The organism is Pseudomonas sp. R9.37 (assembly GCF_963878885.1).
Taxonomy (GTDB): Bacteria; Pseudomonadota; Gammaproteobacteria; order Pseudomonadales; family Pseudomonadaceae; genus Aquipseudomonas.
This window is the reverse complement of the sequence record NZ_CAWNZA010000022.1, coordinates 139,209-157,658: the sequence shown is the minus strand read 5'-3', so window position 1 is coordinate 157,658 and position 18,450 is coordinate 139,209. Positions and strand designations below refer to the sequence as shown.

Genomic DNA, 18,450 nt, shown 5'->3' with positions numbered 1-18,450 from the left:
ATGAAAGAAGACCTTCGTCACGACGTGCTGCAACGCCTTCAGGCCGACTTTGGGCTCAAGCACCGCACGGGCACCGACTACATGCGCGGCGGCACCTGCCCGAAGTGCAAAAAGAAAGAACTGTATTCCCGCTTTGATACGCCATGGATGGTGATTTGTGGTCGCCCCGAAAAGTGTGGCCACACCCTGCACGTGAAAGAGCTGTATGACGATCTGTTCGAAGACTGGAGCAAACGTGCACCGGCAACTGACCAGCACCCCAACGCAACGGCACGCGCCTACCTGGAGTTCGCCCGGGGTTTTCGGTTTGAGTTGATCCAGGGCTGGTTTACCCAGGAAACGTTCTACTCCGCTGAACACAACGCAGGCAGCGCGACGGTGCGCTTCGCCCTGGAAAAAGGCGGTTGGTGGGAACGTCTGATCGATCAGCCGCACCGCTTCGGCAAGATGAAAGCCCGCTTCAAATCCAAGGACAGCTATCGCGGCGTCTGGTGGTGCCCGCCCTGCGTCGACCTTCTTGAAGCCAAGGAAATCTGGATTGTCGAAGGGATCTTCGATGCCATCGCTTTGGTGCACAACGACATCGCGGCTGTCTCGGCCATGTCCTCTAATGCGTTCCCAGGGGATTCGCTTAAAGCGTTGGTCAAGATCCGCGATGGGGGGAAGTTGCCCAAGCTGGTTTGGGCACTTGATAACGAACCCAGCGCCAACGCATACACCCGGCGCTGGGTACGCGAAGCCCGCGCTCTGGGCTTTGTTTGTGAGTCTGCGCAGATCCCACAACGTGACGGCCGCAAGTCAGACTGGAACGACCTTCATCAGCGCTGGAGCTTCATCCAGGACGACACCAAGCGTGCCGCACAGATCGCTGCTGACCTCAAGCAAGCCCGTCACCAGGGCGCCCTGTTGCTGGCCGAGAGCGCAGCGGAAAAAGCGTTGCTGATGTACGACTGGAACAAGCGCGGGGAATTTCACCTGGGCTTCGGTAGCCGCCTGTACTGGTTCAAGTTGGACATGGAGAAATTCAACCGGGCCATGTCCGACATCGAGGACAGCGAGAACCACGACGACCAACTGCTCAACCAGGCGCAACAACGCGAAAAAGCCCTGCAGCAGTCCGGCAGTGTTGTGGAGATTGCCAACTGCTACCCACAAGCCCTGTACTTCCAGCGTAACGAGGTAACAGACGAATCCTGGTACTACCTGCGCGTGGACTTCCCGCACGACTCCGAAAGCGTGAAAAACACCTTCACCAGTGGCCAGCTGTCTGCCGCGAGCGAATTCAAAAAGCGGCTGCTCGGCATGGCGGCAGGTGCGATGTTTACCGGCAGTGGCCAGCAGCTCGATAAGCTCATGAAGGATCAACTGTTCGGCATCAAAACTGTGTCGACCATCGACTACGTGGGCTACAGCAAGGAATACGCCTGTTACGTCTACGGCGATATCGCGATCAAGGACGGCACCACCTACAAGGTCAACAGCGAAGACTATTTTGAGTTCGGCAAGCTGCGCCTAAAAACGCTGCAGAAAGGCGTACCCATCAAGCTGCAGCGCGAAGCAAAGGGCTTTGATGAAAAGTGGGTGCAGTTACTGTGGACCTGTTTCGGCGCCCAGGGCTTCGTCGCGCTGGTGTTCTTCTTCGGCTCGCTGTTCTGCGAGCAGATCCGCGCTCGTTACCAGTCCTTCCCGTTCCTAGAGGCCACCGGTGAGGCCGGCGCCGGTAAAACCACTCTGCTGAACCTGCTCTGGAAGTTACTCGGCCGCGAAGGCTATGAGGGCTTCGACCCCATGAAATCGACCAAGGCCGGACGCTCGCGCCTGATGGGCCAAGTCTCTGGCATGCCGGTTGTGTTCCTGGAAGCCGATCGCCACAGCGATGATAGAGCGAACGCTAAAACCTTCGAATGGGACGAGCTGAAAGACTTCTACGGCGGCGGCACCCTGGCTACGAAGGGCGTCAAGACAGCGGGCAACGAAACGTATGAACCGCCCTTCCGGGGAACGATCGCAATCAGCCAAAACGCGGCCGTGGTCGCCCACGAAGCGATCATGACGCGCATCGTAAAACTGCACTTTGTACGCCCCATCGTTACACCGGAAAGCCGCGCTGCAGCTGATCAGTTAAACGCTTTGGACGGCGGCAGCCTCAGCCACTTTCTATTACGGGCTGTAGGCAAAGAGTCCGCGGTGCTTGAGCTGTTCGCCCAGCGTATGCCCGAACACGAAGCGAAGCTGCGTCGCCTGCATACCCAATGTTTTGCCTGCGGCGCCGCCTATACCAGCGATCAGGGTAACTGCAGCAGTTGCGGTTATGACTTGCGCGGGTACATCCGTGTCGAGCGAATCAGCAAGAACCACGCGCAGCTGCTCTCGCTGATGGATTGCCTCCGCCTGGTGCTGAAACTGAGTGACGCCCAGGTCGCTGCCACCCAGCGCCAGATCGTGCGGATGGCCATTGAGCGCCAGGCTTCGATCAGTTCCGACCATTCGGCCGTGGCCGAGTTTTGGGAGGTCTACGACTACCTCGAATCCTTGAGCGAAGACCCGGTGGTCGACCACAGCAGCGACCCCACAGTGATCGCTATCAATCTCAACGAATTCTGTGAGCGCGCCGCCGAACACAAACAGAAGTTGGCCGACGTGGCCACGTTGCGCGATCTGCTCAAGGAATCCCGTTCCCGCAAATTTCTGGACAGCAACAAAGCGGTGCACAGCGCTGTTCGTGCTGCCTTCAACACCCGCAACCCGTGTTCACAACCCCGGCCAACGACAGTCAAGTGCTGGACATTCAAAGCGTAAAGGAGAGCAAGACCGATGCAAATCCAAGTATTTATGGGCAGTGCCGGCGACGGCAAAACCAGCAAGCTCCAATCAGTTCAGGACCGACTGGAATTCACGGGAGAAAGTGCGCCGATCATCCAGGCCCAGGCTTATGGGGAGGATGGCTTGCTGGAGATTTTGGAAGTGCGCGCAGCCGGTGGCCAACGCGAAATCCTTGTGGACGACTGCAGCCGGCAACAGATCTTGAGGGTGCTGGAATGGCAATCATGCAGTGAGCATGAACCAAAGTTTGATGGCCTGGTGATCCACCTGGCCCGCAAGGACTGACCTTTAAAAAACAGTGCCGAGGAGTTGCAGCTCCTCGACACCCGACCGCAACAGAGGGCTATACCATGCAAGCACAGAACCTAAGCAGCAGCGCCGCGAAGGCTACCACACCAGCTCGGCACCTGGTGGCCACCGCGATTATCGGCGCGGCCGTCATTGGCTACCTGGTGCACAAAACCTCTGAATCACGCACCCGCCTTGAGAGCCTCAGCCAGATGGCCAGCACTCTGGGCGAACTGAGCGAAAGGGATGCGGCTGTCGTCGCGCAGTTGCTCGCCAACACCGCTACCCGGGAGACGGCGCGCCATGCCTAAGCAAACCCATGCTACTCGCGCACGACGCTTTCCCTGGAACATCGACTACACCAGCGTTTGCGACGTATGCGGTCGGTGGCGCGCCCAGGGCAACCACGAGCAATGCAGCCGGCAACGCCAACGGCTGAATGCCCATCTGCGCATTCACACGCCCAAGCCATAAGCCGCGTCCACCAGAAGATGCGCTTCCAGATACTTGGCCCGGAAACGGGCCTTTTTGTTTCCGATCGTCAGACTGTCGCTATACGAGTGCAGCGTTAGGGGTTTACATGAGTGGGGTCGAAGCTCGCGGTAATTCCGTGAGAATCTATTTTCAATACGACGGCAGTAAATGCCGCGAATCGCTACCAGGAGGAAACACGCCGGCGAACGTCGCCCAGGCTAAACGCTTACTTGCCATCATCGAATACGAAATCCAAGCCGGCACTTTCGACTACGCGCGCCACTTCCCCAATTCAGCCAGGCTGGTGGAAAACACCTTCGGGCATTACCTGGACATATGGTTGCGGATCAAAGCCAACAGCGTAGCCGCATCGAGTTACCGGGGTTACGCCAACAAGGCCGAAGTGCATGTGCGGCCGCGCTGGGGCAAAGTGCAGATCAATGCGATCGATCACCTGGACCTGCAAGAGTGGATCCAGGGCACGCTGTCCAAAACCCTCAAAAATAAGACCATCCGCGACATCATCAGCAACGTGCGTCAGGTGTTCCGACTGTACCGCACGAGGATGAAAGTCGCGCACGATCCCACCGAAGGTTTAATGGTGCGCCTGCCCGATCCCGAAGCACCGGACCCGTTCACCCGGGCGGAAATCAAACAGATCCTGGAAACACCGACCACCCGCACGCTTGAGTTGCTGATGGTGCAGTTCATGATTTGGGCCGGGCCCCGGGTATCCGAGACCATCGCCCTGGCGTGGGAAGACGTCGACCTGGAACACGGCACGGTGACCTTCCGTCGATCGAAGGTGCGCGGCGCTTATCGCGTCACGAAAACTCGGCGCTCGATGCGCAAAGTTCGTTTACTGGCGCCGGCCTGGGACGCGCTGCGCAAAGTCGAGACACTGACACGCAAAAGAAAAGCCGAAACCGTTGAAATCGTCGAGCGGGACAATAAAACCGCACGCCGGCACACGTTGCATTTTGTGTTCTTAAACACCAAAAGCGGTTTGCCACACGCCAACGATTTTGTCGTGCGTGACCGTTTTTTCAAAGCTCATTTGCTCGCAGCCGGGGTCCGCTATCGCGGTCCAGGACAGTGCCGGCACACTTACGCCAGCCAGCTGCTGACGACGGGCATTGCCTCAATTGATTGGATCGCCGAACAGATGGGGCACACCAACGGCAACATGATCCGCCAGCACTATGGGACATGGATCAACGAGGATGGGCCGGACGTGGTTGGCATGCTACAGCTGGCACTAAAGCTCTCGCCGGTCACAGTTCTACAATGAACGCCGTAATGCCCAACGACTCGGCGAAACGACCCACCGCCGTAAGGCTGGCCCAGGTGCGCAAGGGCTCCCGCCGGGAGCGCACCGGCACCAGGCGCGCGGTGGGACCGCCCAGACGGATAGAGAGCGTCCACTTAGCATCGTCGCCGGCCACGCGGCCTACTACCGCTTCACGGATCGCGTGCTGACTGACCAGGGCTTTTAGCGTGTCCGACTGGATGGCCTCCCCGATCATGGCCTCAGCTCCCGGTGCCGCGCGGCCGCCGCGTCTTCAACGGCGATATACAGCGCCTCGATGGTGGCCGGGGTCAGCGCGCGCGCTGTCTCTACCCCTTCGACAAAACCTTGGGCGCGCGCCTGGGCCAGCTCCAGGGCGTGTAGATCGTCGGCATGGCCCAGGCGCGACAAATGGTTTTGCATCTTCGTGCGCATCCCCGGCGGCAGACTGATGGCATCCAGTCGTTGACTGAAGCTCATACGGGCACCGGTGGTAGGTCGGCCAGTAGAGCGCGCAGCTCCATCCATGGGTGCTTGGCAAAGTCGCTGGCCAGGCCGCAGCCTTCGACGTGTAGGAACGGCCTGCGCGCGTAGTCGACCCGCTGCTGTGCGTGACACACGACGCAGGACACGTACAAACGGTCCAGCGTCCAGCGGTCGTGCCAAAACTCCAAGGCGTCCTGCATGCGCTCACTGGCGCCGCTTACTTCGTGATTGTTCATGTCTTCATCCATGCGGACTCAAAGCCGAGGACCAGGCGGCGGTGGAAATCGTGGCCCAGGTTAGGGGATAGGACCTCGCAGGCCACTAAAGCGTCCAAAAAACCGATCAATTGGTTAAAGAGGCTGGGGGGCGCACGCTCATTTAGGGCTTGAATGCGGTAGGCCTCGATACGGTGTCGAATGCGATAGTGCGCATACTCGGGGTCGGCCAGCGTCATCAGATCGTTAAACCACTGTTGGGCATTGTCCAAAGCCAGAGGGTCAGTGAGCGGCGCGTACATGTCAGGTGTGGCCTTTGAAATAAAGTGAGTGGGGGGAACTGCGGAAAACCATTCCTAGGGGTGCTGGTATACCAGTGTAGGGGGTTCTGGTTTCCGTGTGCATGAAAAAAGGCCCCCACACCTGGCTTGGGTGTGGGGGCCTTTTTGACATAAGCGGCGTTATTTGAACTTCGATGACCACCTGCCTGGGGCGCTCGCCTGCAGCCGCGAAAAAATAGGTTGCGCTAGCAGTGTTGTGAGCTGGTTCATTTAGGATTAGCCAGAATATTTTCTTTGGTGTCTTGGTCGATGATATTGCGAAGCGCCTCAAACAGAGGGGCGGCATCTGTGTATTTTTTGCCATAGGCAAGATTAAATTCGTAATCGAAGTCCGGTGGATTCTTGCCCTGGTTGTGCTGAAGCATTGTTTCCAACTTATCTAGCGCCTTAACGGCTACCGCCTCAGGTGATAGAGCATTTTCGTAGTCATCCCAAAGTGCCAATATCTCCGCTTTCAACGATTCATCCAAAGCGCTGGTCAACTGAAGGAGATCGGTTCTCTCTTGCTCGCTCTTGTTGGGAAACGAATCTTTATTGACGGCGGAAATGTCGCCGTTGATAGCCTCTCCCAAGTCATGGATGACACACATCTTGAGCATTTTCAGCCTATCGAGGCTGGTCAGATAGTCCCCAAAGACAATCGCCATGAGGCAAAGACGCCAGCTATGCTCTGCCGTGCTTTCAGCGCGCCCGGAAGAGGTATGCGCGCTTCTAAGTACATCTTTAAGCTTTTCCGCCTCGCGTAAGAACTCGAGACGCCCTTTGATTTTTTCGATGTCCATAAACCCCTCTGGCTCAGTCGGTGAACAGCATGCTAATCACCATATTTAAGCCAGACTAGAACTCAAAATGGTCGGCGTCCACGCATAAAATATGCGCACCGACGCAGGTGTGGTCGTCAGAGCGTCTCTACCAAACGTGCTGCAGTTCCGTCCGAGAGGGGGATACGTGTCCAGCGACACATACTTTCCCTGATCGGAATAAGGGAAGAGTCATTGTTACCAGTTCCAAACTCCAGCGCGGGCGGCGCGAACGCTTCCCGCCATCCCGATTTATTCAGCGCGTATTCCTTGCCAATGATCTCTGGCGTCGCGAATCTCCATAGCGAATGACCAAGCAAGTCGCTAATCGGGCTGGCGAACTGCGCGGCACGCGCGGGAGAGCACGCCAGCAAACGATGCGTTAGGTCACATATGAGATGAACGGGCCGCGAGCTTTCCTTAACCAGACGAGCCAAGGCTTGATCAGCGGCTGCATCGAGGCGAGCAGCCAGCAATTGCTCAAGCTTTTCGTGCGCGATGGGATCGATTGCCAGTACACCACTTTCCCAGCGAGAAATGGTTGACTGGGTGACTTTAAACAACTCCGCGGCATGGGATTGTTTAACTCTATGCAACAGACGCCATCGCCTGAGAGCAACGCCAGGCAAGGCTGGCTTTAGCAACATATCAGGCATGTCAGATTCCGAGAGAATGGCGGGTGGGCCAGGCTGAACAACGCAAGGAAACCCTTCAACTCGCGGGCCTCTTTTCTGCACCAGGATAGTGCGCCAGTCCCATGGTGGTCCCATGGGGCCATTTTTTAGATGTCAAAAACCACAAACCCCCGATTTTCTCTAGGAAAATCAGGGGCTTGCGTTTTCAGAATGTGGCGGTGAAGGAGAGATTCGAACTCTCGATACAATTTCTTGTATACACACTTTCCAGGCGTGCTCCTTAAGCCACTCGGACACTTCACCGTATCTCGTCAAACCAGTTCAGTCTGTCGAGGCGCGCTAATGTAGTCGAAAGCCTTTCTGATGGCAAAGGTTTTTTTCAGAATTTTCATGCGCTTAGACGGTTATGCCGTTACCCACCCAGCGAGGGACGGTGAATCTGCCATTCTCGGGCATCGGCGGTACGCGTTTAGTGGGGCTGCTGCGCCCTGCTCCGGGCCGTCTACCCTTGGGGATGCGGGAAAAGTCTGACTGGGTAGTCAGTCACGGCGCTTTACCGGGGCGGGCGTGGTGGGTAACGTCTGCGCATGCGCTTCTATAAACAGCCTATCTATAACAAATCCTACAAGGAACCGCGTCATGAGTGAGTTGATTGCCTACCACCTCGAAGACGGTATCGCGACCCTGACCTTGAGCAACGGCAAGGTGAATGCCATTTCTCCGGCGGTGGTCAGTGAGTTTAATGCGGCACTGGATCAGGCCGAGAAGGATCGCGCGGTGGTGATCATCACCGGCACGCCGGGGATTCTGTCGGGCGGTTATGATTTGAAGGTGATGACGGCCGGACCTAAAGAGGCCATCAGCCTGGTGACGTCGGGCTCGACCTTGGCGCGTCGCCTGCTGTCGCACCCGTTCCCGGTGATTGTGGCGTGCTCTGGGCACGCGGTGGCCAAAGGTGCATTCCTGCTGTTGTCGGCCGATTACCGCATTGGTGTGGAAGGCCCGTTCAGCATTGGCCTGAATGAAGTGGCGATCGGCATGACCATGCACCACGCCGGTATCGAGTTGGCGCGGGATCGTCTGCGCAAGTCGGCGTTTCACCGGTCGGTCATCAATGCCGAAATGTTTGACCCGCAAGGTGCCTTGGGAGCCGGCTTCCTGGATAAAGTGGTTGCGCCAGAAGAGTTGCACGCGGCGGCCCTGGAAGCGGCGCGCCAATTGAAGAAGATCAACATGAACGCCCATAAGCACACCAAGTTGAAGGTGCGCAAGGCACTGCTGGAAGCCTTGGATGACGCGATCATTCAGGATCAGGGCCATAACCTGATCTGATGCCTTACCCATGTTGTGCCAAAGCCCGACCTTGAGTCGGGCTTTTTCTTACAAAAAAAGCGGACACTTCTTAAACCGCTCTAGCTGGGCGTTGCCAGCACACGTTGAAACATGTGCTTAAACATCGCCTATCTCCTACGTCTGTAGGGGCAATTGCCGAATACAGTGCACATCCGTACACTGCGCCACCTTTTGTCCCGATGGGCCCTGTCGATGCTTTTTCTGTTACGTATGTTGTTGATGGGCCTGCACTTTATGGTTGCCGGTGTGCTGGGCGTACTGCTGGGCATCTGTCGGCCGTTCAACCCGGATAACAGTCGCTTGTGCGCTCGCCTGTATGGGTTGCCTGCGATGTGGATATTGCGACTGAACGTGAAGGCGGACGTTGACTCGCTGCGTAATAAACCCGGCACGTGCGTGATCATCGCCAACCACCAGTCCAACTACGATCTGTTTGTGCTGGGCACGGTGGTGCCGCATCGCACGGTGTGCATTGCCAAAAAAAGCCTGAAATGGGTGCCGCTGTTCGGCCAGTTGTTCTGGCTGGCGGGCAATGTACTGATCGACCGGGGCAACGCGCACAAGGCGCGGCGCGCAATGCTCACCACGACGCGCACTTTGCAGCATGAAGACACATCGATCTGGGTGTTCCCGGAAGGTACACGCAACTTGGGCAAAGGGCTGCTGCCGTTCAAGAAAGGCGCGTTTCATATGGCGATTGCGGCGGGTGTGCCCATCGTGCAGGTGTGTGTCAGCAACTACGTCACGCACATGCAGCTTAATCGCTGGGACAGCGGTGATGTGCTCATACGCTCGCTGCCGCCGATTCCTACCGTAGGACTGACTTCGGATGACATCCCGGCGTTGATGCAGGCGTGTCAGAAGCAGATGGATGAGTGTATTGCACAGATGGACCGTGAACTGCAGACCGCTTGGGCACCCGCGCCTTTGTGATTTTTTGCGGGCACTTTGCACCTGCGCACAAGCAAGCGTGCTCGCCACAAAAAGCGTGCCTGCATGAGCAACAAGGGAACGCCATTCACGCTAAGCTGCCCAACACCTGTCCTCCCAATAAGAAGCGATCAGCACCATGGGTAGAGTTGTTGCGGCGGCCGTCTACAGCGCCGGAAAGAAAGTCACTGATATCACCCTCGATGAAGGCGCAGCCTGGGCCGCCAAGCCCGATCACTTTGTGTGGATCGGCCTGGAAGAGCCCAGCGCTCAAGAGCTGGCCAACCTGCAACGCCAGTTCAATCTGCACGAACTGGCCATCGAAGACGCCCTCGAAAAACACAGCCGCCCCAAGCTTGAAACCTTCGGTGATGCGCTGTTTATCGTCACCTACTCACCGGTGCGCGAGAACGGCAAGCTGGAGTTTATCGAAACCCATATTTTTGCCGGCAACGGCTACATCATCACCGCCCGCAACGGCCACTCGGCGTCCTACGGCTTTGTGCGCCAGCGCTGTGAGGCGCGGCCGCTGTTGCTGGAGCACGGGGAAGATTTCGTACTCTATGCGCTGCTGGATTTCGTCACCGAGAATTACCAGCCGGTGAGCGAAGCGATCCACGCCGAAATTGATGAGCTGGAGCGCAATGTGCTGTGCAGCTCGCTGAGCGAGCGTGATATCCAGAACCTCCACGGCCTGCGCCGCGACGTGCTGCGGCTTAAACGCTACGTGGCGCCGATGGTGGAGATCAGTCAGGAACTGCAAAAGCTGAGCTTCCCATTTATCGACAAGAACATGCGCCCGTATTTTCGTGACGTGCAGATCCACGTGACACGGCAGATGGAAGACCTCACCACCTTGCGCGATATCGCCAGCCAGACGATTGAGATTGGTGTATTGCTCGAAGCGTCGCGCCAGAGCGTGGTGCAGCGCAAGTTCGCCGCGTGGGCGGCGATCCTGGCGTTCCCCACCGCGGTGGCGGGGATTTATGGGATGAACTTCCAGAACATGCCCGAGCTGCAATGGCATTACGGCTACTTTGCGGTGCTCGGATTTATTGCGGTGGGCTGCACCAGTTTGTGGGCCAGCTTCAAGCGGTCGGGCTGGTTGTAAATCAACGCCGGCCAGCCGGCCCACGCCTCAAGCGTGATTCAGGCCACGTCGGCTTCTGGCTTGTGCGCCACAAAACGCATCATCCATTCCGCCACGGTTGCGCCGTGGTGGTCACGCGCCAGACTGGCCACGCCGTTGGTGTAGATCCTTTCGCCCAACGTTGTCTGAAGAATTTCCAGCAGCTCGCGGGAATAATCGTGGATGAATTCCGGGTGGCCCTGGAAACACAGCACCTGGTCTTCGATGTGGTAAGCGGCGTACGGGCAGAAATCGCTGGAGGCAATCACGGTAGCGTTTTCCGGCAGGCTGGTGACCTGATCCTGGTGGCTGATCAACAAGGTCAGCTCTTCCACCACCGGGCTCATCCACGGCGCCTTGGCATTGAGCTTGTAGTCGTGGATGCCCATGCCCCAGCCCTTGCTGGCGCGCTCGGTCTTGCCGCCCAACAGCAGCGCGAGCAATTGGTGGCCGAAGCACACGCCCAGCAACTTGTCGCCGCGTTCATAGCGTTCAAGCAGGTAGGTTTTGAGGGTCTGGATCCACGGGTCGGTGCCAAAGGAATCGGCCTTGCTGCCGGTGATCAGGTAGGCGTCAAACGCCTCGTCATCCGGCGGGTATTCACCCTGAACCACGTTGTACACCACAAACTCGGCAGCAATTGGCTGCTGGGAGAACAGGCGCTTGAACATCTGCCCGTACCCTTGGTATTGATCGATCAAGCCTGGACGCAGGATATCGGTTTCCAGGATACAGACGCGTAGCGACATAAAAAATACCTGACACGGTGATGGGAATAATGCACATCCCAGAGCCTGCCTCGAAACACCCCTGCAAAGCAAGTCTCGCCAAGTGCCTCAATGTGGGAGCGGGCTTGCCTGCGATGGCGTTATATCGGCCGAAATTTGCATTGGCTAACACACTGCTATCGCGGACAACCCCGCTCCCACCTTGGTTTTCCATGATTCAGGATAGGGCGTTTCGGTCAGGCGAATATGTCTCCCTGCGCTGCTTTTTCCAGCAGCAGAGCCGGGGGCGAGAAGCGCTCCCCATACTGCTCGGCCAGGTAGCGTGCCCGGGCGATAAAGTCGTTCAGGCCGTACTGGTTGATAAACTGCAGCGCGCCGCCGCTCCACGCGGCAAAGCCAATGCCGAAGATTGAGCCGACGTTGGCGTCAGCCGTCGACCTCAACACGCCCTCCTCCACACAACGCACGGTTTCGATGGCCTGGATAAACAGCAAACGGTCGCGCACATCCTGTGGCGAAATTTGGTTGTCGGGCTGTTCAAAGCGCGCTTTCAGCTCCGGCCACAGGTGTTTCTGCGCCCCTTGGGGGTAGTCGTAAAAACCACCGCCCGCCGCCTTGCCCGCGCGTTTGTACTCATTCACCAACAGGTCGATCACCTGGGTCGCGGGATGCGTCGGCGGCGCCTTGCCTTCAGCCTGTAGATCTTTCGCGGTTTGCTGGCGGATGTGGCTCATCAAGCTCAGCGACACCTCATCCGACACCGCCAACGGCCCCACCGGCATGCCGGCCTTGCGCGCTTCGGTTTCGATCATCGGCGCAGCCACGCCTTCGCCGAGCATGGCAATGCCTTCGTTGGTGAAGGTGCCGAACACCCGCGAGGTGAAAAAACCACGACTGTCGTTGACCACGATCGGCGTTTTCTTGATTTGCAGGACGAAATCAAAACCTCGGGCCAGGGTTTCGTCGCGGGTGTGGGCGCCCTTGATGATTTCCACCAGCGGCATCTTGTCGACCGGACTGAAAAAATGCAGACCAATGAACTTGCCTTGATCGGGCACGGCGTTGGCCAGGCCGCTGATGGGCAAGGTCGAGGTGTTGGAGGCGATGACCGCGTCGCTGCCGACCACACGTTGCGCGGCGGCCGAGACCTTGGCCTTGAGTTCACGGTCTTCGAACACCGCCTCTATGACCAGGTCGCAGCCGGCCAGGTCGGCGTCGTCTTGCGTAGGATGGATCCGCGCAAGGGTAATGTCGCGCTGTTCGGCGGTCAGTTGCCCACGGCTGATCTTCTTGTCCAGCAGCGCAGCCGAATGCGCCTTGCCCTTTTCGGCCGCGGCCAGGCTGATGTCCTTGAGCACCACTTCGATGCCCGCACTGGCGCTGACATAGGCGATGCCCGCGCCCATCATCCCCGCGCCCAGTACGCCGACTTTGCGCGTGACGTGCGGCGCAAAACCTTGTGGCCGCGAGCTGCCGGCGTTGATTTCATTAAGCTGGAACCACAAGGTACCGATCATGTTTTTCGCCACCTGGCCGGTGACAAGTTCGGTGAAGTAGCGCGTTTCGATCAGGTGCGCCGTGTCGAAATCCACTTGGGCGCCCTCCACGGCGGCGCAGAGGATTTTCTCCGGGGCCGGGAAGCAGCCATGGGTTTTGCTGCGCAAAATCGACGGTGCAATCGCCAGCATTTGCGCCACTTTCGGGTTCGACGGCGTGCCGCCTGGGATCTGATAAGCCTTGTTGTCCCACGGTTGTCTGGCTTCGGGATTGGCCAGAATCCAGGCGCGGGATTTGGCCAGCAACTCATCGCGATCCTTCGCCAGCGCATTAATCAACCCGGCCTGCAGCGCCTGCTGCGGCCGCACCTTCTTGCCTTCCAGCAAATACGGCAGGGCCTTTTCCAACCCCAGCATGCGCACCATGCGCACTACCCCGCCGCCGCCCGGCAGCAGGCCCAAGGTGACTTCCGGCAGGCCAAGTTGTGTCGCGTTGTCGTCCAGCGCAACACGGTAATGGCACGCCAGGCAAATCTCCCAGCCGCCGCCCAACGCCGCACCGTTGATGGCGGCCACCACTGGCCTGCCGAGGGTTTCCAGGCGGCGCAGTTGGGCCTTCAACACCACCACGCCGTCGTAAAATTCCTTGGCGTGGGCCTTGTCGACTTTGATCAATTCATTGAGGTCACCGCCGGCAAAAAAGGTTTTCTTCGCCGAGGTGATCACCACCCCGGCGATGCCGTCCTTTTCTGCCTCCAGGCGCGCGACTGTGGCCGCCATGGCCTCGCGGTACACGCCGTTCATGGTGTTGGCGCTCTGGCCGGGCATGTCGAGGGTCAGCACCACGATCTGGTCCTGGCCTTTTTCGTAACGAATGGCGTCGGTCATGACAGGTTCCTTGGGCTCAGAGGCGTTCGAGGATGGTGGCGATGCCCATGCCACCGCCGACACACAGGGTGGCCAGGCCGTAGCGCTGCTGGCGCACTTCCAGTTCGTCGAGCAGGGTGCCGAGAATCGCGCAGCCCGTGGCGCCGAGCGGGTGGCCCATGGCAATGGAGCCGCCGTTGACGTTGACCCGCGCAGCGTCGATGCCCATGTCTTTGATGAACTTGAGGACGACCGAGGCAAAGGCCTCGTTGACTTCGAACAGGTCGATGTCTTCCACGCGCAAACCGGCCTTGGCCAGGGCTTTGCGCGTGGCCGGTGCCGGGCCGGTGAGCATGATGGTCGGGTCGGTGCTGGTGACCGCCGTGGCGACGATGCGCGCCCGCGGTTGCAAGCCCAGTTCGCGGCCTTTGGCCTCGGAGCCGATCAACATCAGCGCGGCACCGTCGACGATGCCGGAACTGTTACCTGGCGTGTGCACGTGATGGATGCGTTCCACATGGCTGTAGACGCGCAAGGCGGTGGCATCGAAGCCCATCTGGCCCATCATCTCGAAGCTCGGCTTGAGCTTGCCGAGGCCTTCAAGGCTGGAGTCGCCGCGAATGAACTCGTCGTGGTCCAGCAGCACGATGCCGTTTTGGTCCTGCACCGCGATCAGCGACTTATTGAAAGAACCGTCCGCACGCGCCCTGGCCGCTTTCTGCTGGGAATGTAGGGCGAAGGCGTCGACGTCCTGGCGAGTGAAGCCTTCCAGGGTCGCGATCAAGTCCGCGCCGATGCCTTGAGGTGTGAAGTGACTGTGCATGTTCGTCTGCGGGTCGAGCACCCAGGCGCCGCCATCGCTGCCCATGGGCACGCGCGACATGGATTCGACGCCGCCGACCACCACCAGGTCCTCAAAGCCGGAACGCACTTTCATCGCGCCCAGGTTCACCGCTTCAAGGCCGGAAGCACAGAAACGGTTGACTTGTACGCCAGCGACGCTGATGTCCCAGTCCGCCACCAGTGCGGCGGTCTTGGCGATGTCGGCGCCCTGGTCGCCCACCGGGGTAACGCAACCGAGCACGATGTCGTCCACCTGGCGGGTGTCGAGATCGCTGCGCTGTGCCAGCGCGGTGAGCAGACCCGCCACCAGGTTTACCGGATTGACGCTATGCAGGGCGCCGTCGGCCTTGCCTTTGCCCCGGGGCGTGCGTATCGCATCAAAGATCAAAGCTTGGGTCATGACATCCTCGAACGCAGTGCGTGTGTCCCCCTACCTTAGGCCCGATTGACACGGTTTCAATGACGGATGCGCTCATTGCTTTTGACCCTCACGCTCGGACGAACGGTAGGGTGCTATGGGAAAGTGCGGGTTAATCGTTTTAGCGGTCTAGCCAAGGCATTGGCGCCAAGATGGCGATATGCCTCATGCCTTTTTAAGTAGAAATGCTGATTAGCTGATATTAAATGGATCTAAGCCACGCAGAACGAGGGCTCTAAGGTTCAATCAGTAAGAAGTTGCTGCCGGGTTTTGCTGGAGCAGCTGTAAGAAAAGCGACACGTCACGTTGCGATACTGAAATTGACCGGCACGCATTTGACGCTCAGGAATAACAACAAAAGGCAGTCAGCCATGTTCAAACATTCGAAAGTACGTCAGGCGGGACTTATTCTGTTCGCCACCACACTGATTCTGATCTTGCCCAATTTAACCAAGGTTATTGGGTGACGACTCGATCCTCACATTCCGTGCACACATTGCATCAGGACTGCAGCGTTTGGCAGCACCTGCCGGGACATTGCGTATAGCGGTCCTGTTGCAGGGGCTGTCTTTTTGCGTGCCGATTTCCGGTATCGTGGGCGCTATCGCCACTTCAAACCGGGCTCACACTTGAAACTGATCCTCGCCTTTCTCACCGCGCTGCTGGCCCTTCCCGCTGCGGCTGCCCAGTTGACCATCGACTTGGACCACGCCAGCAGAACCTGGCAGACCGAAGATCTGCTCAAGCATCCGGATGCGCAGACGGTGCATATCGTCGATGACGTTTCCTACAAGCGCGAGATGACTTATCGCGCGGTGCCGCTGGCGGCTCTGTTGCCCGGCCTCTCGCCGGAAAATCATCTGCAAGCCGTCGCCCTCGACGGGTTCGCCGCCGAGCTGACGGCGGCGCCATTGCTGCAAAAACACGGTGCCCGGGCCTGGCTGGCGGTCGAAGACCCGGCTCATCCGTGGCCCGCGCTGGCCGAGGGCAAGCCGAGTGCCGGGCCGTTCTATCTGGTGTGGACCGACCCGCAAGCCGGCAACATCAGCCCTGAGCAGTGGCCTTTCCAGATCTCCGGGATCAAGCAATTGAAGACGGTGGCCGAGCGTTTTCCGGCGTTGTTGCCTGACCCGAAACTCGCCGCGAATGACCCGATCAACCAGGGGTTTGCGGTGTTCCAGAAAAACTGCCTGGCCTGTCACCGCCTCAACGGCGCCGGCGATGCGCAGGTGGGGCCGGACCTGAATATCCCCTACAACCCTACGGAATATTTCAGCGGGGATTTCCTCAAGCGTTATATCCGTGACCCGCAGAGCCTGCGGCATTGGCCCCAGGCGAAGATGCCAGCGTTCGCGGCCAGTGTGTTGCCGGACGGTGAGCTGGATTTGCTGGTGGGGTATTTGAAGCACATGGCGGGGCGTAAGCAGCAGCCTTGAGCCTGGCAAAGACTCTGAAAACACCACCGCTCACTGTGGGAGATGGCTGGCCTGCGATGGCGGTCGGTCAGTAACCCATTTACAGCTGACCCGCCGCTTTCGCAGGCCAGCCAGCTCCCACATCTAATCTGCTGCGTTCTGAAGATTACTGCTGCTGCACCAAAATCACTGGCGTCGGCGCCACGAACACCTTGGCGTGCATCTGCTCATGCCCGCCGCCTCGGCGCATGCCGCGTACCGGGCAGGCATCCAGGTAATCCAGGCCCACCGCCAACTTTAAATGTCGCTCGGGCCGCGCCAATTGGTTGGTCACATCAAAGCTGTACCACGCGTCATCCAGCCAGGCTTCGGCCCAGGCGTGGCTGGCCAGGTGCGTGCTGTCTTCGGTGTACAAATACCCCGACACATATCGCGCTGGAATGCCCAGGCTGCGCGCGCAGGCCAGGAATGCATGGGTGTGGTCCTGGCACACGCCTGCGCGCCCCGCAAACGCCGTGGCGGCGCAGGTGTCGACTTCAGTGGCGCCGGGCGTGTAGGCCATTGACTGGTTGAGCGCATGCATCAGGTCGATCAACGCAGAGCGGTCGCGGCGTTGACGGCAATGCTGGTGGGCAAAACCGCGCAACGCGTCGTCCGGCTCGGTCAGCCGCGTGCTGCGCAGAAACGGAAACGCCGACTGGCTTTCGTGCTCAGCCTCGCGCAATTCATCGATGTCCACTTGGCCACGCGCGCCGATGATGATGGCGTCGTGGGGCTCATCAAGGGTCAGCACATGCAGGATGTTGCCAAACGGGTCGACCTGCGCGCGCACCGGGCGCGGCAGATCGAGCTGCCAGCTGAGCACGTGCTGGCGTTCGCTGTCGTGGGGCGTGAGGCGCAGGTACTGGATGCTGGCGCGCACCATGTCTTCGTAGTGGTAGGTGGTTTCGTGGCTGATGGAAAGTCTCATGCCGCCTCCAGGTAGGAACTGTAGATGGCGTCGCCCAACTGGCGGACCAAAGGGATGAAGTCGGTCAGCCAGGCATGCAGGCCTTCCTCGAGAATTTCGTCGATGGCAGTAAAGCGCAGGCGCGCGTCCATCTCGGCGGCCAGGCGCTGGGCCGGGCGGCCATTGAGGCCGGGCAGGCTGGCAAGGATCTGGTCGATCTCCTCACTGCAGGCACGCAGCGAGCGTGGGACATCAGCGCGCAACAACAGCAGTTCGGCCACCTGCCGGGCGCCGGGGGCGTCACGGTAGATTTCGGTGTAAGCCTCAAACGATGACAGCGCGCGCAGCAAGGCACTCCACTGATAGTAGGCATGAGCCGTGCCGTCGCTGACCGCAGCGGCTTGGTCGCCGGCCATTTCGTAGCGCGCATCCAGCAGGCGCAGGGTGTTGTCGGCACGCTCGATGAAGGTGCCCAGGCGAATAAAACGAAACGCGTCATTACGCATGATGGTGCCGTAGGTGGCGCCACGGAACAGGTGCGACCGCTCCTTGACCCACTCACAGAACCGGCTCATGCCGTAGCGGCTCAGCCCTTGCTGGGCGATATCACGAATATCCAGCCAAGTGGCGTTGATGTTTTCCCACATGTCGGCGGTAATTCGCCCACGCACTGCATGGGCGCTGGCGCGCGCGGCACCGAGGCAACTGTAGATACTCGCCGGGTTGGCCGCATCCAACGCAAAGAAGTGCAGCAGGCGCTCGGCATGCAGTTCGCCGTGGCGCTCGTGGTAATCCTCCAGGGTGCCGGTGATCAGCAGCGGCATGGCCAATTCGTGCAGGCCATCACCGCGCCCGTCCTGAGGCATCAGCGACAGCGAATAGCTGACATCAAGCATGCGCGCGAGGTTTTCCGCGCGTTCCAGGTAGCGCGACATCCAGTACAAATCCGAGGCAGTTCTACTCAACATGGCA

20 protein-coding genes and 1 tRNA gene are annotated in these 18,450 nt (G+C 59.1%); 9 read left to right on the top strand and 12 right to left on the bottom strand.

Annotated features, from left to right (window positions below):
- The 5 genes from AACU78_RS12930 (at window position 1) to AACU78_RS12910 (ending at window position 4,876) form a co-directional block, all read left to right on the top strand.
- Complete coding sequence (locus tag AACU78_RS12930) at window positions 1-2,799, top strand: toprim domain-containing protein (protein WP_106576219.1); 2,799 nt, start codon at window positions 1-3, stop codon at window positions 2,797-2,799.
- Window positions 2,800-2,814: 15 nt separating this feature from the next.
- Window positions 2,815-3,108, top strand: coding sequence for a hypothetical protein (locus AACU78_RS12925; protein WP_106576218.1), 294 nt, complete (start codon window positions 2,815-2,817; stop codon window positions 3,106-3,108).
- Window positions 3,109-3,173: 65 nt separating this feature from the next.
- Window positions 3,174-3,422 (top strand): hypothetical protein, encoded by a 249-nt coding sequence (locus AACU78_RS12920; RefSeq protein WP_106576216.1) that lies wholly within the window; start codon window positions 3,174-3,176, stop codon window positions 3,420-3,422.
- The gene (locus tag AACU78_RS12915) at window positions 3,415-3,585 is read left to right on the top strand and encodes a hypothetical protein (protein WP_177410065.1); all 171 of its coding nucleotides are present in this window, start codon (window positions 3,415-3,417) and stop codon (window positions 3,583-3,585) included. The genes AACU78_RS12920 and AACU78_RS12915 overlap by 8 nt, the downstream gene beginning before the upstream one ends.
- A 106-nt stretch (window positions 3,586-3,691) precedes the next feature.
- A complete protein-coding gene (locus AACU78_RS12910) occupies window positions 3,692-4,876 on the top strand; it encodes an Arm DNA-binding domain-containing protein (RefSeq protein WP_106576215.1) in 1,185 nt (394 codons plus the stop codon).
- Here AACU78_RS12910 and AACU78_RS12905 read toward each other — a convergent pair.
- The 7 genes from AACU78_RS12905 to AACU78_RS12875 all read right to left on the bottom strand — a co-directional run bounded on the left by AACU78_RS12905 (window position 4,860) and on the right by AACU78_RS12875 (window position 7,653).
- Complete coding sequence (locus AACU78_RS12905) at window positions 4,860-5,111, bottom strand: hypothetical protein (RefSeq protein WP_106576213.1); 252 nt, start codon at window positions 5,109-5,111, stop codon at window positions 4,860-4,862. The two genes, AACU78_RS12910 and AACU78_RS12905, sit on opposite strands and share 17 nt — an antisense overlap.
- Window positions 5,108-5,353, bottom strand: coding sequence for a hypothetical protein (locus tag AACU78_RS12900; RefSeq protein ID WP_106576212.1), 246 nt, complete (start codon window positions 5,351-5,353; stop codon window positions 5,108-5,110). The genes AACU78_RS12905 and AACU78_RS12900 overlap by 4 nt, the downstream gene beginning before the upstream one ends.
- Window positions 5,350-5,595: a hypothetical protein gene (locus AACU78_RS12895; protein ID WP_106576210.1), complete on the bottom strand. Its 246-nt coding sequence runs from the start codon at window positions 5,593-5,595 to the stop codon at window positions 5,350-5,352. Before AACU78_RS12895 ends, AACU78_RS12900 begins: the two co-directional genes overlap by 4 nt.
- On the bottom strand, window positions 5,592-5,876 hold the full coding sequence (locus tag AACU78_RS12890; protein ID WP_106576209.1) for a hypothetical protein: 285 nt from the start codon (window positions 5,874-5,876) through the stop codon (window positions 5,592-5,594). Before AACU78_RS12890 ends, AACU78_RS12895 begins: the two co-directional genes overlap by 4 nt.
- A gap of 245 nt (window positions 5,877-6,121) precedes the next feature.
- Window positions 6,122-6,697, bottom strand: coding sequence for an HD domain-containing protein (locus AACU78_RS12885; protein WP_106576208.1), 576 nt, complete (start codon window positions 6,695-6,697; stop codon window positions 6,122-6,124).
- A gap of 116 nt (window positions 6,698-6,813) precedes the next feature.
- Window positions 6,814-7,371: a helix-turn-helix domain-containing protein gene (locus tag AACU78_RS12880; protein ID WP_106576207.1), complete on the bottom strand. Its 558-nt coding sequence runs from the start codon at window positions 7,369-7,371 to the stop codon at window positions 6,814-6,816.
- A 192-nt stretch (window positions 7,372-7,563) separates the two neighbouring features.
- Window positions 7,564-7,653 (bottom strand) — tRNA-Ser (locus AACU78_RS12875).
- Window positions 7,654-7,989: 336 nt separating this feature from the next.
- On the opposite strand from AACU78_RS12875, the gene AACU78_RS12870 reads away from it, so the two are divergent.
- The 3 genes from AACU78_RS12870 to AACU78_RS12860 all read left to right on the top strand — a co-directional run bounded on the left by AACU78_RS12870 (window position 7,990) and on the right by AACU78_RS12860 (window position 10,744).
- On the top strand, window positions 7,990-8,682 hold the full coding sequence (locus AACU78_RS12870; RefSeq protein WP_106576205.1) for a crotonase/enoyl-CoA hydratase family protein: 693 nt from the start codon (window positions 7,990-7,992) through the stop codon (window positions 8,680-8,682).
- A 213-nt stretch (window positions 8,683-8,895) separates the two neighbouring features.
- Window positions 8,896-9,636 carry a lysophospholipid acyltransferase family protein gene (locus tag AACU78_RS12865; RefSeq protein ID WP_106576204.1) on the top strand — a complete coding sequence of 247 codons (741 nt, stop codon included), beginning with the start codon at window positions 8,896-8,898 and terminating at the stop codon, window positions 9,634-9,636.
- A 136-nt stretch (window positions 9,637-9,772) separates the two neighbouring features.
- Window positions 9,773-10,744, top strand: coding sequence for a magnesium and cobalt transport protein CorA (locus tag AACU78_RS12860; RefSeq protein WP_058420797.1), 972 nt, complete (start codon window positions 9,773-9,775; stop codon window positions 10,742-10,744).
- A gap of 38 nt (window positions 10,745-10,782) precedes the next feature.
- Here the strand turns inward: AACU78_RS12860 and AACU78_RS12855 are convergent, their stop codons facing one another.
- From AACU78_RS12855 to AACU78_RS12845, 3 genes are all read right to left on the bottom strand, one after another.
- Window positions 10,783-11,511 (bottom strand): amidotransferase, encoded by a 729-nt coding sequence (locus tag AACU78_RS12855; protein WP_106576203.1) that lies wholly within the window; start codon window positions 11,509-11,511, stop codon window positions 10,783-10,785.
- A 215-nt stretch (window positions 11,512-11,726) separates the two neighbouring features.
- Complete coding sequence (locus AACU78_RS12850) at window positions 11,727-13,874, bottom strand: 3-hydroxyacyl-CoA dehydrogenase NAD-binding domain-containing protein (RefSeq protein ID WP_106576202.1); 2,148 nt, start codon at window positions 13,872-13,874, stop codon at window positions 11,727-11,729.
- 16 nt (window positions 13,875-13,890) lie between these two features.
- The gene (locus AACU78_RS12845) at window positions 13,891-15,096 is read right to left on the bottom strand and encodes an acetyl-CoA C-acetyltransferase (RefSeq protein ID WP_106576201.1); all 1,206 of its coding nucleotides are present in this window, start codon (window positions 15,094-15,096) and stop codon (window positions 13,891-13,893) included.
- A 647-nt stretch (window positions 15,097-15,743) separates the two neighbouring features.
- On the opposite strand from AACU78_RS12845, the gene AACU78_RS12840 reads away from it, so the two are divergent.
- The gene (locus AACU78_RS12840; RefSeq protein WP_106576705.1) at window positions 15,744-16,550 is read left to right on the top strand and encodes a c-type cytochrome; all 807 of its coding nucleotides are present in this window, start codon (window positions 15,744-15,746) and stop codon (window positions 16,548-16,550) included.
- Between the two features lie 145 nt (window positions 16,551-16,695).
- Here the strand turns inward: AACU78_RS12840 and AACU78_RS12835 are convergent, their stop codons facing one another.
- Both AACU78_RS12835 and AACU78_RS12830 read right to left on the bottom strand, forming a co-directional pair.
- Window positions 16,696-17,499, bottom strand: coding sequence for a transglutaminase family protein (locus AACU78_RS12835; RefSeq protein WP_106576200.1), 804 nt, complete (start codon window positions 17,497-17,499; stop codon window positions 16,696-16,698).
- The gene (locus tag AACU78_RS12830; protein ID WP_106576198.1) at window positions 17,496-18,446 is read right to left on the bottom strand and encodes an alpha-E domain-containing protein; all 951 of its coding nucleotides are present in this window, start codon (window positions 18,444-18,446) and stop codon (window positions 17,496-17,498) included. Before AACU78_RS12830 ends, AACU78_RS12835 begins: the two co-directional genes overlap by 4 nt.
- Window positions 18,447-18,450: the final 4 nt, after the last annotated feature.

What these genes read in the sequence shown, in the direction of transcription:
- AACU78_RS12930 (WP_106576219.1), top strand. Translation starts at nt 1, where the DNA reads ATGAAAGAAGACCTTCGTCACGACGTGCTGCAACGCCTTCAGGCCGAC.
- AACU78_RS12925 (WP_106576218.1), top strand. Translation starts at nt 2,815, where the DNA reads ATGCAAATCCAAGTATTTATGGGCAGTGCCGGCGACGGCAAAACCAGC.
- AACU78_RS12920 (WP_106576216.1), top strand. Translation starts at nt 3,174, where the DNA reads ATGCAAGCACAGAACCTAAGCAGCAGCGCCGCGAAGGCTACCACACCA.
- AACU78_RS12915 (WP_177410065.1), top strand. Translation starts at nt 3,415, where the DNA reads ATGCCTAAGCAAACCCATGCTACTCGCGCACGACGCTTTCCCTGGAAC.
- AACU78_RS12910 (WP_106576215.1), top strand. Translation starts at nt 3,692, where the DNA reads ATGAGTGGGGTCGAAGCTCGCGGTAATTCCGTGAGAATCTATTTTCAA.
- AACU78_RS12905 (WP_106576213.1), bottom strand. Translation starts at nt 5,111, where the DNA reads ATGATCGGGGAGGCCATCCAGTCGGACACGCTAAAAGCCCTGGTCAGT.
- AACU78_RS12900 (WP_106576212.1), bottom strand. Translation starts at nt 5,353, where the DNA reads ATGAGCTTCAGTCAACGACTGGATGCCATCAGTCTGCCGCCGGGGATG.
- AACU78_RS12895 (WP_106576210.1), bottom strand. Translation starts at nt 5,595, where the DNA reads ATGAACAATCACGAAGTAAGCGGCGCCAGTGAGCGCATGCAGGACGCC.
- AACU78_RS12890 (WP_106576209.1), bottom strand. Translation starts at nt 5,876, where the DNA reads ATGTACGCGCCGCTCACTGACCCTCTGGCTTTGGACAATGCCCAACAG.
- AACU78_RS12885 (WP_106576208.1), bottom strand. Translation starts at nt 6,697, where the DNA reads ATGGACATCGAAAAAATCAAAGGGCGTCTCGAGTTCTTACGCGAGGCG.
- AACU78_RS12880 (WP_106576207.1), bottom strand. Translation starts at nt 7,371, where the DNA reads ATGCCTGATATGTTGCTAAAGCCAGCCTTGCCTGGCGTTGCTCTCAGG.
- AACU78_RS12870 (WP_106576205.1), top strand. Translation starts at nt 7,990, where the DNA reads ATGAGTGAGTTGATTGCCTACCACCTCGAAGACGGTATCGCGACCCTG.
- AACU78_RS12865 (WP_106576204.1), top strand. Translation starts at nt 8,896, where the DNA reads ATGCTTTTTCTGTTACGTATGTTGTTGATGGGCCTGCACTTTATGGTT.
- AACU78_RS12860 (WP_058420797.1), top strand. Translation starts at nt 9,773, where the DNA reads ATGGGTAGAGTTGTTGCGGCGGCCGTCTACAGCGCCGGAAAGAAAGTC.
- AACU78_RS12855 (WP_106576203.1), bottom strand. Translation starts at nt 11,511, where the DNA reads ATGTCGCTACGCGTCTGTATCCTGGAAACCGATATCCTGCGTCCAGGC.
- AACU78_RS12850 (WP_106576202.1), bottom strand. Translation starts at nt 13,874, where the DNA reads ATGACCGACGCCATTCGTTACGAAAAAGGCCAGGACCAGATCGTGGTG.
- AACU78_RS12845 (WP_106576201.1), bottom strand. Translation starts at nt 15,096, where the DNA reads ATGACCCAAGCTTTGATCTTTGATGCGATACGCACGCCCCGGGGCAAA.
- AACU78_RS12835 (WP_106576200.1), bottom strand. Translation starts at nt 17,499, where the DNA reads ATGAGACTTTCCATCAGCCACGAAACCACCTACCACTACGAAGACATG.
- AACU78_RS12830 (WP_106576198.1), bottom strand. Translation starts at nt 18,446, where the DNA reads ATGTTGAGTAGAACTGCCTCGGATTTGTACTGGATGTCGCGCTACCTG.